The following is a 16022-nucleotide window of genomic DNA, read 5'->3' as shown; positions in this document are numbered from 1 at the left end:
ATCGCGAACAGGCTCGCGTTGGGGTCCTATGGCCTGTAGAGATGCGCATGCCCCGCGCGATACAGCGACGACTCGCTGAACTGATCGCTACCCAACACCCGACCCACCAGAATCAACGCCGTGCGCCGAAAACCTTTCGCTTCAACCTTCGCGGCAATGTCCGCAATCGTCCCCACCACCCAATCCTGATCCGGCCAGGTCGCCCGGTGAATCACCGCAATCGGGCAGTCGGCGCCGTAATGCGGCAGCAATTCCGCCAGAATCCTCTCCAGATGATTAACCCCCAAATGAATCGCCATGGTCGCCCCGTGCTGGGCCAGGCTCCCCAGTTCTTCACCGGCCGGCATCACGGTTTTGTCGGCGTAGCGGGTCAGAATCACACTCTGTGAAACGTCGGGTAGCGTCAGTTCAGCCCCCAACAGCGCCGCACAAGCCGCCGTCGCCGTAACCCCAGGAACGATTTCAAACGCAATCCCCAGTTCACGCAAATAGCGAATCTGCTCACCAATCGCCCCGTAAAGACTCGGATCACCCGAATGCACCCGCGCCACGTCCTGACCGTTGGCATGGGCGGTCTTGATCAGTTCGATGATCTGCTCCAGGTGCAGTTCGGCGCTGTTGACCACCTGTTCGGCACAATGGCCTTCGAGCACGGCGGCGGGCACTAAAGAGCCGGCGTAAATGATCACCGGACAACTGCGAATCAGCCGTTGGCCTTTGACGGTGATCAGTTCCGGGTCGCCGGGACCTGCGCCAATGAAGTAGACGGTCATCGTCCGTTCCTTTGAATAAAGAGTCTGTCAGAAAAGGGGCTTGGGCAAGGCTTCAGATGAAGATTGCTCATGATCGAAGGTGGGGATTATCGGGGATCTTACGCAACGCAGGCCAATGCCAGGGTGGCCTGTGCATATTTTTGTCGCGAAATCAGCAGTTTCGCCGGTGCCTGGGCCAGGTGTTCGACCAGGGCCAGGGCGGCACTTTCCGCCACGCCGTAGCAGCCAGTGCGTTCGAACGCGATGTCCGAATGATGGCTGAGTTGCGGTTTATAACCTTCCAATTGCTCACGGCTGAAATACATCAGCGGCAACGCGAGTTGTTCGGCGAGTTCGATCAGGCCAGGCTCATTACGCTTCAAGTCGATGCTGGCCAGGGCCTTGATCTGGTGAAGTCCGATTTGATGAGCCTGCAATGCCTGAACGATCAACGCCCGCAGCGTGCTGGCGGGGCAGCCGCGCTGGCAGCCCAGGCCGACCACTAAAGTCGGCGCTGCGCGGGTATCAATCATGCGTGGTATTGGCCATCGCTTTTGCGGCGGAACAACCAGGCGCTGATCAGGCCCAAAGCCAGCCAGAACGCGACGTTGGTCAGCTGCGACGCGATTTTGAACTGCGCTTCCAGCGCTTCCGGCGCGAGCATCGAGTGCACTTCCGGTTGCGGCGCGCCGATCACGTGCGGAACGGCGAGAATCGCCACGCCGAGGATCTTCATCAGCCAGTGACGGCTGAACACAATCAAGGCGATGCCGACAGCGGTGGAGGCGGCCGTGCCAATCCACCAGAGTTGCCGTTGGGCCAGATCCGCTGCGGCAGTGCCCGGCAGTTCAGGCGGCAGGCCGAGGGTCGGCGCCAGCACGAACGTCGCGTAACCGGCCAGGCCCCAAAGCAAGCCCTGGGAGGTTTTGGTCGGTGCACGCAAGGTGTAGAGACCGGCGAGCATCAAGGCAAAGCCGACGGCGACCACCAGGTTACCGCCCGTGGTCGACAGCACGCGCTGCCAGCCGTCTTCCGGTTCCCAGGCTTCAGCGTCGTGACTGTGAGCGGCAACACCGGCGGCGTGTTCGTGAACTTCAACAGCGGCCGGCTCGGATTTTTCGTAGGTTTCGGCCTGCAGAATCAGCGGCGAGACCCAGAAACTTTGCAGCAGGGTCAGCAGCAGGGCGGCCAGCAGTCCGGTGAAACCTGCGGTTTGCGCTATACGCTTGATCATGTCGGCAGGTCTCAATGGCACGGGAAGGCGGAGCTGTGACGGGTATCGTGCGCGGCATTGTGCACCGCTTCGATGTGCGAGAAACCGGCGAAATACACGAGGCACGCGCCAAGGATCGACGCGCACATGGCGGCGATCAGACGTTGGCTCAGGGTTGTGGTGGTGCTGGCGGAGCTATGGTCGGTACTGCTGATGATCGACATGGCGCATCCCTCTGGTCTGTCAGCGGGTGAATAGAGCGCATGGAAGACCCCTGCGAGTCGGGCGCGCAGAGGTTCAAACAGCGCCCGCCCACCGCGGGTTTGTTATTCAGTGACGTAAGGGTCACTTTGTGTTGCGGGCCGGTCTCCGGGCTCACGAGGGGCCAAGGCTTGCGCCTGAACCTGCAAGCATCACCTTCCCATGCCGAACTGCTGGCACAGTGGATCTGACGCTTCGCTCGCTTACCGTTGCGGGGGCAGCACCGGACTGACATGGCTTTGAGTAAAGCACATGATTCACCGGTTTCCCGTTTCACCCTGTGAAGGGCACCCGTAACAAGGCGTGTAGGAGAGCATGGGCGGGGGTTTGGCGTCAATTGGCATGGGTTCTCATTTCGATGCCGAGGTGAATTCTTCGCGGGCAAGCCTCGCTGCTACAAAAGCACTGCCGTCCTGTAGGAGCGAGGCTTGCCCGCGAAGGGGCCGGTGAGGGCGCCACAAGACATTGACCCGCCCCCACACCATGCGTAGCCTTGCGCTTTCGAGGTTCTTCGGCATTTGCCGAAGCTAAGAAGGGAACGCGGTCGATGCCGCGGCTGCCCCCGCAACTGTGAACGGTGATGTTCGCTGCCACGCCACTGCAAACCCTGTTCAGCGGGTTCGCGGGAAGGCGCAGCGAATGCCAGGCCCACAAGCCCGGCACACCGTCAGCCAGGAGACCTGCCTCGACACAGATTCTCACTACAACCGGGCGGGGTGATCCGGTGGCGAACTCTTCCGCGCGCGCCCGTCGCTGCGATTGTCGTCCCGTATGCCCGCCACCTTGCCAAAGGGCATCCGATGAAAACACTGGCCAAACTCCCCGTCACCATCGTTACCGGCTTCCTCGGCTCGGGCAAAACCACCTTGCTGCGGCACATGCTCGACAACGCCCAGGGTCGCCGCATCGCGGTGATCGTCAATGAGTTCGGCGAGCTGGGCATCGACGGCGAAATCCTCAAGCAGTGCTCCATCGGCTGCACCGAAGAAGAAGCCAACGGCCGCGTCTACGAACTGGCCAACGGCTGCCTGTGCTGCACCGTCCAGGAAGAATTCTTCCCGGTGATGCGCGAACTCGTCGCCCGTCGCGGCGACCTCGACCACATCCTCATCGAAACCTCGGGCCTGGCCCTGCCTAAACCGCTGGTGCAAGCCTTCCAGTGGCCCGAAATTCGCAGCGCCTGCACCGTTGACGCGGTCATCACCGTGGTCGACAGCCCGGCCGTCGCCGCTGGCACTTTCGCCGCGTTCCCGGATCAGGTCGATGCCCAGCGCAAACTCGACCCGAACCTGGACCACGAATCGCCGTTGCACGAGCTGTTCGCCGACCAACTGGCCAGCGCCGACCTGGTGATCCTCAACAAGGCCGACCTAATCAGCCCGGAAGACCTGGCTCGCGTGCGCCTGGAAGTCGCCGAAGAGCTGCCGCCAGCGGTCAAAGTCATCGAAGCCAGCAGAGGCCGCGTGCCACTGGACGTGCTGATCGGCCTCGGCGCCGGTTCCGAAGAACACATCGACAGCCGTCACAGCCATCACGATCACCACCATGAAGGTGAAGACGATCATGACCATGACGCCTTCGATTCGATCTCCATTGAGCTGCCGCAAGCCGACGAAAGCCTGCTGCTGGACGCGCTGACCCAACTGGTGGTCCAGCACGGCATCCTGCGGGTCAAAGGGTTCGCGGCGATTCCGAACAAACCGATGCGCCTGCTGATACAGGGCGTGGGCACGCGTTTCGACAAGCATTTCGACCGTCAGTGGGGCGCCGATGAAGCGCGCACCACGCGCCTGGTGCTGATCGGCCAAGAACTGGACGCCACGCTGCTTGAAGCGCAACTGCGCGCCGCGCTCAGCGTTTAAGCCATGCACCTGCTCAGGACCCAGCCCGGCGGTTTCGTGTCGGATGACAACATTGCCGACCTTGGACAAACCCCCGCCGAGCTGGTGATCCTGTGCAGCGGCGACTCCAGCCTGGCGCTGCTCGCCGAAGCGGCGCAGCAACTGCCTGACGATTACCCGAGCGTGCGCCTGGCCAACCCGATGCAGGTGCAGAATCACGCGTCGGTCGACCTGTATGTCGACGAAGTGCTGCGTCATGCCAAGGTGATCCTGATCTCGCTGCACGGCGGCATCGCCTATTGGCGTTACGGGGTCGAGCGTCTGGTGGAGCTGTCCCAGCGCGGTGTTCAGCTGATTCTGGTGCCCGGCGATGATCGCCCGGACCCGGAACTCAGCGTCCTGAGTACCGTGGCCGCCGACGACCGCGACCGGCTCTGGCAGTTTTTGCGTCAGGGCGGTATGGCCAATGGCCTGGATTTTTTCCGCTGCCTGGCCAATCGCTGGCTGGATCGCGATTACGCCTGGGCCGAGCCGCAAACCCTGCCGCGCACAGCGATTTACCACCCGCAAAAGAGCCCCGCTGACCTTCACGATTGGCAAGCCGACTGGCAGGCCGGTCAACCGGTGGCGGCGGTGCTGTTCTATCGCTCGCATTTGCAGGCGGCGAACACCGCGTTCATCGATGTTTTCTGCCAGCGTTTGCAGGCGGCGGGTTTGAACCCGTTGCCGATTGCTGTGGCCAGTCTGAAAGAACCCGGCTGCCTGTCGGTGGTCGAGGACCTGCTGGACGAAGTCGAGGCGGGGGTGATCCTCAACACCACCGGTTTCGCTCAATCCAGCCCCGAAGCGCCGCATCTGCGGCCGTTTCGACGCAACATTCCGGTGATCCAGGCGATCTGCGCCCAGGACAACGAGCCGGGTTGGCTCGCCAGTGAACAGGGCCTCGGCCCGCGTGATCTGGCGATGCACATCGCGTTGCCGGAACTGGACGGGCGGATCATCAGCCGGCCGATCAGCTTCAAGGACTTGGCGTGGCGCAGCGAGCGCAGTCAGTCGGACGTGGTGTGCTATCGGGCGCAACCGGAGCGCATGGATTTCGTCGCCGAACTGGCGCGGCGCTGGATCGATCTGGCCCGGGTACCGAACAGCGAAAAACGCATCGCGCTGATCCTCGCCAACTACCCGACCCGCGATGGGCGCATCGGCAACGGCGTGGGCCTCGATACCCCGGCCGCCGCGCTGAACATCCTGCGGGCGCTGTACACAGAAGGTTATCCGTTGCCCGCCGAGTTGCCGGACAGCGGCACTGCGTTGATTCAACAATTGCTCGGGGGCGTCAGCAACGACCTCGACACCCTTGATCAGCGTCCCTGCGCGCAAAGTTTGGCGATGGACGACTATCGGCTGATGTTCAACCGATTGCCCGAAGCCAATCAGCAAGCGGTGCTGGAGCGTTGGGGCACGCCCGAAAGCGATCCGATGTGCCGTGACGGACGCATGATGATCGCCGGGTTGCGCTTTGGCCTGACCTTCGTCGGCATTCAACCGGCGCGGGGTTATCAGGTTGATCCGAGTGCGGTGTATCACGACCCGGACCTGGTGCCGCCTCACGGCTACCTGGCGTTCTACTTCTGGCTGCGCAACACCTATGGCGCCCACGGCGTGATTCACGTCGGCAAGCATGGCAACCTCGAATGGCTGCCGGGCAAAGGTGTCGGGCTGTCGGAAAACTGCTGGCCGGACGCGTTGCTCGGGCCGCTGCCGAACATCTATCCGTTTATCGTCAACGACCCGGGCGAGGGCGCCCAGGCCAAGCGTCGCACCCAAGCGGTGATCATCGACCACCTGATGCCGCCGCTGACCCGCGCCGAAACCTACGGTCCGCTGCGCAACCTCGAGTTGTTGGCCGACGAGTATTACGAAGCGCAATTGCTCGATCCGCGCCGCGCCCGAGAGTTGCAGCGCGACATCCTGCAACTGGTGCGCGACACGCACATCGACCGTGAACTGCAACTGGACGAAAAACTCAACAGCGACGCTGATGCGGCGATCTGGTTGCCGCGGCTGGACACGTACCTGTGCGACTTGAAAGAGTCGCAGATACGCGATGGCCTGCACATCTTTGGCGAGTCGCCGACCGGGCGCTTGCGCATTGATACATTGTTGGCGCTGTTGCGCATTCCCCGTGGCGATGGACGTGGGGCGCAATCCAGTTTATTGCGGGCGTTGTCCAAGGCGTTTGAACTGGGGTTTGATCCGCTGGATTGTGCGTTGGCCGAGCCATGGACCGGGCCGCGGCCCGTAGAGCTGCTGAGCGTTACTGATCAAGTGTGGCGCACGGCTGGCGATACCCGCGAACGGCTGGAGCTTTTCGCCGCCCAGTTGATCTCGCTGACACTGACCCCATCTCAAGCCAGCCAAAACCCCTGTGGGAGCGGGTTTGCCCGCGAAGGCGGTGTATCTGACAACTCATTGTCGCCTGACACTGCGCTTTCGCGGGCAAGCCAGCTCCCACAGGGTTCTATGTGGACTGACGTTAGCGCCATCCTTGAGAGTCTGCGCGAAGTGGTCGCACCACGCCTGGACGCCTGCGGCCCGGCAGAAATGCGCGGCCTGCTCGACGCCTTGAGCGGCCGCTTTGTCCCGGCCGGCCCCAGCGGCGCACCGAGTCGCGGTCGACTGGACGTGCTGCCGACCGGGCGCAATTTCTACTCGGTGGACGTGCGCAATCTGCCAACCACCACCGCGTGGCGCATCGGTTTCCAGTCGGCCAACCTGATTCTCGAACGGCATCTGCAAGACCACGGCGATCACCTGCGTCAGCTCGGCCTGTCCGTCTGGGGTACCGCGACCATGCGCACCGGCGGCGACGACATCGCCCAGGCCATGGCGCTGATGGGCGTGCGCCCGGTCTGGGCCACCGGCAGTCAGCGGGTCGACGACTTTGAAATTCTGCCACTGAGCTTGCTCGACCGTCCGCGGGTGGATGTGACGTTGCGCGTGTCCGGATTCTTTCGCGATGCCTTCGCCAACCTGATCCGCCTGTTCGACGCCGCCGTGCAAGCGGTCGCCGCGCTGGACGAACCGGACGACCTCAACCCGCTGGCCGCCAAAGTGCGCGCCGAACGTGAAGCGCTGATGCAATCGGGCCTTGATGAAGAAGCGGCCAAGCGTCAGGCCGGTTGGCGCATCTTCGGGGCCAAACCCGGTGCTTATGGCGCAGGCGTGCAGGGCGCTATCGACGGCCGTCTGTGGCAAAGCCGCGAAGACCTGGCCGAGGTTTACCTGAACTGGGGCGGCTACGCTTACGGCGGGTCCGATGAAGGCACCGCCGCCCGCGAACAATTCGCCCAGCGTCTGAGCCAGGTGCAGGCGGTGCTGCAAAACCAGGACAATCGCGAGCATGATCTGCTCGATTCCAATGACTATTACCAATTCCAGGGCGGCATGCTCGCCGCCGTGGAAAGCCTCAGCGGCGAAGCGGCGGCCAGTTACCATGGCGATCACAGTCAGCCGGATTTGCCGAAGATCCGCACCTTGAAGGAAGAGCTGAACCGGGTGATCCGCTCCCGGGCGGCGAATCCGAAGTGGATCGACGGCGTGAAGCGTCACGGCTATAAAGGCGCATTCGAATTGGCCGCGACGGTGGATAATCTGTTCGCCTTCGACGCCACGACCCAGCTGATCGGCGATCATCAATACGCATTGCTGGCGGATGCGTATTTGCTCGATCCGGCGACCCGGGATTTTGTGCGTGAGCATAATCCGCATGCGTTGCGCGACATGACCGAGCGCATGCTCGAAGCGCAGCAGCGGGGGATGTGGCAGGAACCGGGCGCGTATCGCGAGGCCCTGGAAAACCTGTTGCTGGATATAGAAGAAGACAGCTGAAATGGACCTGTGGCGAGGGAGCAAGCTCCCGCTCGGCTGCGCAGCAGCCCAAAACCTGAAGGCACATTTTGTCAGGCATACCTTAGTGTCAGTATCTACGGCTGCTTCGAAGCCGAACGCGAGCAAGCTCCCTCGCCACAGGTTTTGAGTGTGTTCTTGAGATCGCTGTTACCGACCATGACCGAGTATTGAAGATGACCGACACCCCACATTTCCCCCTCTCCGCCGTGGTCGGCGCCGACGATCTGAAGCTCGCGCTCTACTTGACCGCCATCGATCCCAAGATCGGCGGCGTGCTGATCGAAGGCCCACGCGGCATGGCCAAGTCAACCCTCGCCCGAGGCCTCGCGGACTTGCTGGCCAGCGGTCAATTCGTCACCTTGCCCCTGGGCGCCACCGAAGAACGGCTGGTCGGCACCCTCGATCTCGACGCCGCCCTGAGCGAAGGCCGCGCGCAATTTTCCCCCGGCGTACTGGCCAAGGCCGACGGCGGTGTACTGTACGTCGATGAGGTGAATCTGCTGCCCGATCACCTCGTTGACCTGTTGCTCGACGTGGCCGCCAGCGGCACCAATCTGATCGAGCGCGACGGCATTTCCCATCGGCATTCGGCGAAGTTTGTATTGATCGGCACCATGAACCCGGAAGAGGGCGAGCTGCGTCCGCAACTGCTCGACCGTTTTGGCCTGAACGTCGCCCTCAGTGGTCACACTGCACCGGCCGAACGTGGCCAGATCATCCGTCGGCGTCTGGATTTCGACAGCGATCCGCAGGGTTTCTGCGTCGAGTGGGAAAGCCAGCAGCAGTCCCTGCGTGAACGCTGCCAGAAGGCGCGCGGCGCATTGGCGAACATCCCGCTGGATGATGCCGCACTGGCGCAGATTACCGAGCGCTGTTTTGCCGCTGGGGTCGATGGCCTGCGCGCCGATCTGGTCTGGTTGCGCGCGGCCCGTGCCCACGCCGCATGGCGAGGGGCGAGCGCCATCGGTGAGGAAGACATCGACGCCGTCGCCGAGTTTGCCCTGCGTCATCGTCGCCGCGAGCAATCGCCCCCAGCGCCGCAACACAATCAGTCGCCCTCGGCGCAATCTTCCAGCCCGAGCGAAGGCCAGGGCCAATGGGGCGAAATGCCCGCTCAGGCGCTGCCGGTCGGCGCCCGACGTGAAGTGCCGAGCTGGCCAAAAAAGCCCTAGGCATTCGCCCTCGATCTGACGCGGGGGCGAATGCCAGACCCCGCGCAGGACGGCTGGACAACGGAAAGCAGGGCAAGCGTCACGCTGCGCGCAGCGGCTCGATCAACTGGCCCGGCACTTTGCTCAATGGTCGGCCGCGTCAGCGCAAAGATGTGCTGTTCCACCTGCGCACGCGTTCCTCCCATGAGCTGTGGCTGGTGATCGTCGACGCATCGGCCTCGACACGCCGTCATCAGGCTCTAAGCGATGCCAAGGGATTACTTGCTCAGTTGTTCGACGACGCGTACCGCCAACGCGCGCGCCTGGCCTTGTTGACCGCCAGCGGTCAGGCGCCGAAGTGGCAGGTAGAAGGCTTGAAAGCGTCAGCGGGGTTGCGTGCCTGGCTCGATGGTCTGGGTGCGGGCGGCGGGACGCCGTTGTTGGCGGCGCTGGGCGAAGCGGGGCGTTGGCTGGCGATACGGCAAAAACGCTTTCCGGCGGAACAACAAAGGCTGCTGCTGGTGACCGATGGGCGATTGAAGGACTGGCCAGGGTTACCGGTGCTGGATTGCCCGGGGTTATTGATTGATATCGAGCGCGGGCCGATTCGGCTAGGTCGGGCCAGACAGATGGCTGCAGCGCTGCAAGCGGATTATCGGCACATTGATGAGCTGATCTCCGGCTGAAAATTGTGTTATTTGCAATGGCCCCATCGCGGTCCCGGAGAATCATGGCGAATCCGCATCGCTCCCCTATGCTCTGAGTGCATTCGATCACAGGAGTGAATCATGCGCGCACTTGCCGTTAATCATCAGAACGATTTCCGCGTCAAAGCTTATGCCGGCACCAATGGCGTGCTGTTGGCCATGGATGTGGCCGAACCCCGTCGCAAAGGCCTGCTGGGTTTCGCCATCGAAAAGCAGCAGGGCGACAAACCTTGGCAGTTTCTATTCAACAGCCTGACGTTCCCGGGCAAGCCCCATACCTTCCCTCAATACCACGCCACCCCCAGCAATATCGCGCCGTTGCAGAAATTTCGCTGGGCCGATTACGCGGTCAATCCGGGGCTGACGATCCAATACCGGGTCTATCTGGCCTACGGCAGCGCCAATGCGCCGCAACTGGGCGAATCCCTGGAGGTGACGGTCACTTCCGACGACGGCCATCCCGGCAACCAGAGTGTCAATTTCAACCGCGCCGTGGCCGCCAGTCAGGCGTTCCAGCGCAAGTTTCCCGAGCTCGACGCGCTCCTCAGCGGCAAAGAAAAGCCGTCTATCGAAGACTGGCCCGATGCCCCGCGCCAATGGCTGGAAAACGGTTTACTCGGGCGCATGCTCGGGTTTATCGCGCGGGCCATCGACAGCCAGTGGGCTCTGGATATCGCCATCTACGAGTACCAGTTACCGGTGATTGTCGATGCGGTGAACGCGGCGCACGAACGCGGCGTGAACGTGCGCGTCCTTTATCACGCGCAACTGGGTGAAGACACCACCGCCATGAACGAAGCGAGCCTGGAAAAGCTTCCGGCGGCGAACAAGCGCGGCCGGGTCACTCACAGCATTTTCCACAACAAATTCATGGTCCTGAGTCGTCTCGATGCAACGGGGCTGCGCCAGCCTGAAGCCGTGCTTTGCGGCAGTACCAACTTCACCCCCAACGGCATCTACCGTCAGGCCAATGTGGTGCATGTGCTGGACGATCCTCGGGTCGGCGCCAGCTACCTGGAAACCTTCAAACAGGTCTGGAACACACCGGCGGATGTCGGCACCACGCGGCAATGGATCACCCAACACAACCCGATGGACCCGAGCCAACCATTGTTCGCCGGATTCTCACCGCGCTCGGGCAAGGGCGACTTGCATGAGTTCGTCGACATCATCACCGAGGCAAAAAAAGACGTGCTGTTCGTTACCGCGTTCACCTTGCCCGACGCTATCCTCAACGCGTTGCTCGGTAAGCCCCACGACGACATCCTGCGCTATGGCCTGCAAAATTCCGCGAGCAAAATCACCGGGTTTCATGCCGACCGCAGCGCTGAATTCACCACGGTTGCGCTGCTCAACACCGGGCTGGAAGGCTGGCTCATGGAAAACAAGAAAGGCCAGAAGGGCAACCTGCTGGTGCACACCAAAGCCATCGTCACGGACTTCACCAGCGACTCACCGACGATCATCAGTGGCAGCCATAACCTCAGTGCGGCGGCCAGTAACAGCAATGACGAGAACTACCTGATCATTCGCGGCGATACCGATCTGGCCGATCGTTATGGTCTGGAATTGCTGCGGTTTTATGAGCATTACCGGTTTCGGTATTTTGCGAAAAAACTGGCGCTCAAGGAGGTGCATCCGTTGGTGGCGGATGACAGTTGGACTGATGATTATTATGTCGAGGGGGATTTGCGTCAGTTGTCCCGACTGCGTTTTTCCGGGCAGTAATCGTTGGTCTCATGGGCCCCATCGCGAGCAGGCTCGCTCCCACACTGGATCTCGGGCGTTTACAAATCCTGTGGGCGCGAGCCTGCTCGCGATGGGGCGACGCGGTTCGGGCGCGTCAGCGGAACAGATTCGTTCGCGACAACTCGATCACTTCATCCCCACGCCCGCTCATCACCGCTTTGAGCATGTACAAACTGAACCCTTTTGCCTGTTCCAGCTTGATCGTCGGTGGCATCGCCAATTCCTGAGTCGCGGTCACCACGTCCACCAGCACGGGCCCGTCATGCGCCAGCGCGCGGCGCAAGGCCGGTTCCAGCGCCTCGGATTCCTCGACACGAATCCCCAGGATCCCCATGGCATTGGCCATCGCCGCGAAGTCCGGATTGTGCAGGTCCGTGCCGGTGTCCAGCAGCCCGCTGGATTTCATTTCCATGGCCACGAATCCGAGCGAGGCATTGTCGTAGACGATGATTTTCACCGGCAGTTTCAGTTGCGCCAGCGAAATGAAGTCCCCCATCAACATGCTGAAGCCGCCATCGCCGGACAGCGAAATCACCTGCCGCCCAGGAAACGCCGCTTGCGCGCCAATGGCGTGGGGCATCGCGTTCGCCATGGAGCCGTGATTGAACGAACCAAGCAATCGGCGCTGGCCGTTCATTTTCAGATAACGCGCGGCCCAGACTGTCGGCGTGCCCACGTCGGCGGTGAAGATCGCATCGTCATCGGCCAGTTCACTGAGCAGGCGAGTGAGGTATTGCGGATGAATAGGCCGGCCCGGCGCCGACGGTTGAGCCAGGTCATCCAGACCCTGTCGGGCCTTTTGGTAGTGTGTGAGGGATGACTCGAGAAAGCTTCGATCACCACGATAAGGCAGGCGCGGCAGCAACGCGGCGAGGGTTTCGCCAACATCGGCGGCGATGCCCAGATCCAGCGTGGTGCGCCGTCCGAGGGCTTGCGGGTCGTGGTCGATCTGAATGATGGTGGCGTCGGTTGGGTAGAACTGCCGATAGGGAAAGTCAGTCCCGAGCATCACCAGCGTGTCGCAGTTGAGCATCGCATGATAACCGGAGCTGAAGCCGATCAGCCCGGTCATGCCGACGTCGAACGGATTGTCCCACTCCACATGCTCCTTGCCGCGCAATGCATGCACCACCGGCGCGCCGAGGGCGTCGGCCAATGCCACCACCTGATCGTGGGCACCCGCGCAGCCAGCACCGCACATCAACGTCACGGCTTTGCTTTGGCTCAGCAATTCGACCAGACGATCCAGGTCCTGAGGCGCGGGCAGGGTGCGGGGTTTCGACAGCGCAGGCCAGGGTTTGAGGTTGTCTTCGACTTCCTGCAGCGCCACATCGCCGGGAATCACCACCACCGCCACGCCGCGATTCAGAATGGCACTGCGCATCGCCCGATGCAGCACCTGGGGCATCTGCGCCGGGTTGCTCACCAGTTCCACAAAGTGGCTGCATTCCTTGAACAGTTCCTGCGGGTGGGTTTCCTGAAAGTAATTCAGGCCGACTTCCGAGGACGGAATCTGTGCGGCGATGGCCAACACCGGCACATGGTTTTTATGGCAATCGAAGAGCCCGTTGATCAAGTGCAGATTGCCCGGCCCACAGCTGCCAGCGCACACCGCCAGTTCGCCGGTGACCGCCGCTTCGGCACCGGCGGCGAACGCTGCAACTTCCTCGTGACGCACGTGCATCCACTCGATGCTGTCCATGGTCCGCAGGGCTTCGGTCAGGCCGTTCAGGCTGTCGCCCGTCAGGCCCCAGATGCGTTTGACGCCGGCCTGTTCAAGGGTGGTTGCCAGTTGCCGGGCAAGGGTGATTTTCGCCATGGGATGCTCCAGTGATCAATGAATTGTCCTCGGGGGTTAAAAGAGGACAACACTGTGGCAACCATGACTCACCCGGATGTGTGATTACTTGCCCATCGCCTGTCGGTACTGGCGCGTGCGCCGGGCGATGTACAGCTGATCGAGAATCAACGCCCATAGCGCCGAAACCTGTGGCCGGGTCTTGCGCCCACGGCTCAGGCGATGCAGCTGGAATTTCACCACGGCCATGCTCGCCAGGGCCGCCAGCGGTTTGCGTTTCCAGCGGATCGGCGGCAATTGCGGGTGGCTGTTCTGGCCTTCGCGCCAGCGTTTGACCAGTTGCGGTTCGATGGCCAGTGCCGTGCCGATACCGGCCATGGCGATGCCGCTGTCGAGCACCTGTTCGACGATGGCCAGGCGTCGGATCCCGCCCGTCACCATCACCGGCATGCTCGCAACGCTGGCCAGTTCGCCGGCCATTTCCAGAAAGTACGCCTCCCGGGCCAGGGTCCGGCCGTCGCGGGCTTCGCCTTGCATGGCCGGCGCTTCGTAGCTGCCACCAGAGAGTTCCAGCAAATCCAGTGGCTGGTCGTTGAGCCACTGGATCACTTGGCGGGCGTCGTCGGCGTCGAAACCGCCGCGCTGGAAGTCTGCGGAATTCAGTTTTACCGCGACACAAAACTGTGGCGACACGGCTTGGCGAACGGCGCTGACCACGTCCAGCAAAAGACGGGCGCGATTCTCCAGCGAACCTCCCCAACGGTCCGTGCGACGGTTGGTCAAGGGCGAGAGAAACTGGCTGAGCAGGTAGCCGTGCGCCGCATGAATCTGCACCCCCGTGAAACCGGCTTTTTCCGCCAGGGCCGCACTGGTGGCGAAGCGCTGGATGACCTCGGCGATATCGCTTTCCGACATCGGCTTGGGTTCGGCAAACATTTTGGAGAACGAACCCAGATCCAGCGCCACGGCCGACGGTGCCCAGGCTTGCTGGCCGAGGTTGGCCATGGTCTGGCGGCCGGGATGATTGAGTTGCACCCAGAAATGCGCGCCACCGGAGCGGCCGATGGTAGCCCACTGACGGAACTGCTCAAGATGCCGTTCGTCTTCCAGCACGACACCTGCGGGGCCGGTCATGGCGCGGCGATCGATCATCACGTTGCCGGTCAGCAGCAGACCCGCTTCGCCCTCGGCCCAGGCCTGATACAGCTGAAACAACGCGCTGGACGGCGCCTGGCCGGTATCCGCAAGGTTCTCTTCCATCGCGGCTTTGGCGATGCGATTGCCGAGGGTCTGGCCGTTGGGCAAATTCAGCGTTTGAAAGGGCGACATGCTTGACTCCTCATCAGTGATGAGTAGAGGCTAAGCTTAAAGTTAACTTTAATGTCAAGCAGGCAAATGAGGCCGAGATGAAGATTGGTGAATTGGCGCAATTAAGCGGGTTGAACGCGTCGCGCATTCGGTTTTATGAGGCACAAGGCCTGATCCAGCAAGTGGAACGCCTGGCCAACGGCTATCGACGTTACCCGCCACAAGTCCTGCAAACCCTGAAGATCATCCAGTGCGCGCAGCAGGCCGGGTTCAGCCTCGAAGAGCTGAAGTTATTGTTGCCGGACACGGTGACAGGCGAGTTCAAGCACGCTGAACTGGTGGCAAGCCTGGGGCGCAAAGTCGAACAGATCGAAGCGATGCAACTGCACCTGGCGCAGAGCAAGGCGCAGTTGCTGGGGTTGATCGAGAACATCCAGGCGCGGCCCGAAGGAATGGCCTGCGGTGAGAATGCCGAGCGGGTGCTGGCGTCGATCAAGCATTAGTTCTGACCGAGGCAGTTTTCGCCAAAGGCCTGGTAGCGCAGGACATGGGTGGTGCCCGCGGTATCAATGTAGGTCATCTCCCGCGGCAGGGGGCCGCAACCATCGTCGCGGGTCATGTTGAGCACTTTGGCGATATGGAGCGGCGTCGAATACTTGTAGTCCTCGACTTTCGGCGTGCTGGAATTGTCGACGGAAGCGGCCGCTGCAATACCGCTCAGACTGATAAGAAACAGGGCGGACAGAATGCGTTTCATGATGGGGCTCTCGTAGTGGCTACTGAACGATTTCAGTGGCAGTACGACGAGCCCCGTTGGGGTTTATTCCAGGCTCAGGGAAAAACTTTTCGGCGCCGGGATTGGATTGCGCATCAGCGTGCCGACCACCAGCGCCCCCAGTAAGGCCAGCAACCCGGCGACCAGAAGCAGCAGACTGAAGCCGCCGACGAAGGCCTGACGCGCCAGTGGCTCGACCAACGCACGCGCGGTTTCCGGCAGCAGATTCATCGCCGCCGTCATGTCACCGGCGACCACCCGTGAGGCAATGCCCTGGGTCTGGCTAAGCCATTGCGTGCCTTGAGTCGACAGGCTGGTGCGTAACAGCAATTCGGTGTGGCTGGACAGCAACGCACCGAAGACACCGATGGCCAGCACGATCGCGCTGAAACGCATGGTGGTGCTCATGCCCGAGGCCATGCCGGTGCGCTCGCGGGGAACGCAGGCCATGATGTTTTTTTGCGTGTCGCCATTGAGCAGGCCGGCACCGGCGCCCGTCACGGCAATGGCCAGTGCGAAGGGCAGGTAGCCGCCGCTGCTGACCGCCCAGGCGCT

The 16022-nt window shown here is 62.1% G+C and carries 13 protein-coding genes, 1 pseudogene and 2 riboswitches; of the genes and pseudogenes, 6 read left to right on the top strand and 8 right to left on the bottom strand.

Annotation, left to right across the window (positions count from 1 at the left end; all coding sequences use genetic code 11):
* Positions 1 to 26 precede the first annotated feature (26 nt).
* The 4 genes from cobM to K0F88_RS26760 form a co-directional block, all read right to left on the bottom strand.
* Positions 27 to 773, bottom strand: a complete 747-nt coding sequence (gene cobM / locus K0F88_RS26775) for a precorrin-4 C(11)-methyltransferase (RefSeq protein ID WP_219097224.1) — start codon at positions 771 to 773, stop codon at positions 27 to 29.
* Between the two features lie 98 nt (positions 774 to 871).
* Positions 872 to 1285, bottom strand: coding sequence for a cobalamin biosynthesis protein (locus K0F88_RS26770; protein ID WP_219097223.1), 414 nt, complete (start codon positions 1283 to 1285; stop codon positions 872 to 874).
* Positions 1282 to 1986 carry a CbtA family protein gene (locus tag K0F88_RS26765; protein ID WP_219097222.1) on the bottom strand — a complete coding sequence of 235 codons (705 nt, stop codon included), beginning with the start codon at positions 1984 to 1986 and terminating at the stop codon, positions 1282 to 1284. The genes K0F88_RS26770 and K0F88_RS26765 overlap by 4 nt, the downstream gene beginning before the upstream one ends.
* An 11-nt stretch (positions 1987 to 1997) precedes the next feature.
* Entirely contained in the window at positions 1998 to 2189 is a 192-nt protein-coding gene (locus K0F88_RS26760; protein ID WP_219097221.1) for a CbtB-domain containing protein, read from the bottom strand.
* 118 nt (positions 2190 to 2307) lie between these two features.
* A riboswitch (cobalamin riboswitch) is annotated at positions 2308 to 2536 on the bottom strand.
* Between the two features lie 177 nt (positions 2537 to 2713).
* Positions 2714 to 2929: riboswitch (cobalamin riboswitch) on the top strand.
* A gap of 97 nt (positions 2930 to 3026) precedes the next feature.
* Here K0F88_RS26760 and cobW point away from each other — a divergent pair.
* From cobW to K0F88_RS26735, 5 genes are all read left to right on the top strand, one after another.
* Positions 3027 to 4088: a cobalamin biosynthesis protein CobW gene (gene cobW / locus K0F88_RS26755; protein ID WP_219097220.1), complete on the top strand. Its 1062-nt coding sequence runs from the start codon at positions 3027 to 3029 to the stop codon at positions 4086 to 4088.
* Between the two features lie 3 nt (positions 4089 to 4091).
* Positions 4092 to 7958 carry a cobaltochelatase subunit CobN gene (gene cobN / locus K0F88_RS26750; protein WP_219097219.1) on the top strand — a complete coding sequence of 1289 codons (3867 nt, stop codon included), beginning with the start codon at positions 4092 to 4094 and terminating at the stop codon, positions 7956 to 7958.
* 194 nt (positions 7959 to 8152) lie between these two features.
* The gene (locus K0F88_RS26745; protein ID WP_219097218.1) at positions 8153 to 9151 is read left to right on the top strand and encodes an ATP-binding protein; all 999 of its coding nucleotides are present in this window, start codon (positions 8153 to 8155) and stop codon (positions 9149 to 9151) included.
* A gap of 53 nt (positions 9152 to 9204) precedes the next feature.
* The gene (locus K0F88_RS26740; protein WP_094467251.1) at positions 9205 to 9816 is read left to right on the top strand and encodes a VWA domain-containing protein; all 612 of its coding nucleotides are present in this window, start codon (positions 9205 to 9207) and stop codon (positions 9814 to 9816) included.
* Between the two features lie 102 nt (positions 9817 to 9918).
* Positions 9919 to 11565 carry a phospholipase D-like domain-containing protein gene (locus K0F88_RS26735; RefSeq protein ID WP_094467239.1) on the top strand — a complete coding sequence of 549 codons (1647 nt, stop codon included), beginning with the start codon at positions 9919 to 9921 and terminating at the stop codon, positions 11563 to 11565.
* A 115-nt stretch (positions 11566 to 11680) separates the two neighbouring features.
* On the opposite strand, the gene poxB is transcribed toward K0F88_RS26735, so the two are convergent.
* Both poxB and K0F88_RS26725 read right to left on the bottom strand, forming a co-directional pair.
* Positions 11681 to 13405: a ubiquinone-dependent pyruvate dehydrogenase gene (gene poxB, locus K0F88_RS26730; protein ID WP_219097217.1), complete on the bottom strand. Its 1725-nt coding sequence runs from the start codon at positions 13403 to 13405 to the stop codon at positions 11681 to 11683.
* A gap of 84 nt (positions 13406 to 13489) precedes the next feature.
* A complete protein-coding gene (locus K0F88_RS26725; RefSeq protein ID WP_094467241.1) occupies positions 13490 to 14713 on the bottom strand; it encodes an NADH:flavin oxidoreductase/NADH oxidase family protein in 1224 nt (407 codons plus the stop codon).
* 77 nt (positions 14714 to 14790) lie between these two features.
* On the opposite strand from K0F88_RS26725, the gene K0F88_RS26720 reads away from it, so the two are divergent.
* The gene (locus tag K0F88_RS26720; RefSeq protein WP_094467242.1) at positions 14791 to 15195 is read left to right on the top strand and encodes a MerR family transcriptional regulator; all 405 of its coding nucleotides are present in this window, start codon (positions 14791 to 14793) and stop codon (positions 15193 to 15195) included.
* Here the strand turns inward: K0F88_RS26720 and K0F88_RS26715 are convergent.
* Positions 15192 to 15449 carry a DUF2790 domain-containing protein gene (locus tag K0F88_RS26715; protein WP_094467243.1) on the bottom strand — a complete coding sequence of 86 codons (258 nt, stop codon included), beginning with the start codon at positions 15447 to 15449 and terminating at the stop codon, positions 15192 to 15194. The two genes, K0F88_RS26720 and K0F88_RS26715, sit on opposite strands and share 4 nt — an antisense overlap.
* A 63-nt stretch (positions 15450 to 15512) precedes the next feature.
* Positions 15513 to 16022: pseudogene (locus K0F88_RS32610) on the bottom strand (MFS transporter); the annotation flags it as partial.

This window comes from Pseudomonas sp. UMAB-40, assembly GCF_900095275.1.
Taxonomy (GTDB): Bacteria; Pseudomonadota; Gammaproteobacteria; order Pseudomonadales; family Pseudomonadaceae; genus Aquipseudomonas; species Aquipseudomonas mandelii_B.
Note: the sequence above shows the minus strand (reverse complement) of the source record. Positions and strands in the feature narration are given on the sequence as shown.

What these genes read in the sequence shown, in the direction of transcription:
- cobM (WP_219097224.1), bottom strand. Translation starts at nt 773, where the DNA reads ATGACCGTCTACTTCATTGGCGCAGGTCCCGGCGACCCGGAACTGATC.
- K0F88_RS26770 (WP_219097223.1), bottom strand. Translation starts at nt 1,285, where the DNA reads ATGATTGATACCCGCGCAGCGCCGACTTTAGTGGTCGGCCTGGGCTGC.
- K0F88_RS26765 (WP_219097222.1), bottom strand. Translation starts at nt 1,986, where the DNA reads ATGATCAAGCGTATAGCGCAAACCGCAGGTTTCACCGGACTGCTGGCC.
- K0F88_RS26760 (WP_219097221.1), bottom strand. Translation starts at nt 2,189, where the DNA reads ATGTCGATCATCAGCAGTACCGACCATAGCTCCGCCAGCACCACCACA.
- cobW (WP_219097220.1), top strand. Translation starts at nt 3,027, where the DNA reads ATGAAAACACTGGCCAAACTCCCCGTCACCATCGTTACCGGCTTCCTC.
- cobN (WP_219097219.1), top strand. Translation starts at nt 4,092, where the DNA reads ATGCACCTGCTCAGGACCCAGCCCGGCGGTTTCGTGTCGGATGACAAC.
- K0F88_RS26745 (WP_219097218.1), top strand. Translation starts at nt 8,153, where the DNA reads ATGACCGACACCCCACATTTCCCCCTCTCCGCCGTGGTCGGCGCCGAC.
- K0F88_RS26735 (WP_094467239.1), top strand. Translation starts at nt 9,919, where the DNA reads ATGCGCGCACTTGCCGTTAATCATCAGAACGATTTCCGCGTCAAAGCT.
- poxB (WP_219097217.1), bottom strand. Translation starts at nt 13,405, where the DNA reads ATGGCGAAAATCACCCTTGCCCGGCAACTGGCAACCACCCTTGAACAG.
- K0F88_RS26725 (WP_094467241.1), bottom strand. Translation starts at nt 14,713, where the DNA reads ATGTCGCCCTTTCAAACGCTGAATTTGCCCAACGGCCAGACCCTCGGC.
- K0F88_RS26720 (WP_094467242.1), top strand. Translation starts at nt 14,791, where the DNA reads ATGAAGATTGGTGAATTGGCGCAATTAAGCGGGTTGAACGCGTCGCGC.
- K0F88_RS26715 (WP_094467243.1), bottom strand. Translation starts at nt 15,449, where the DNA reads ATGAAACGCATTCTGTCCGCCCTGTTTCTTATCAGTCTGAGCGGTATT.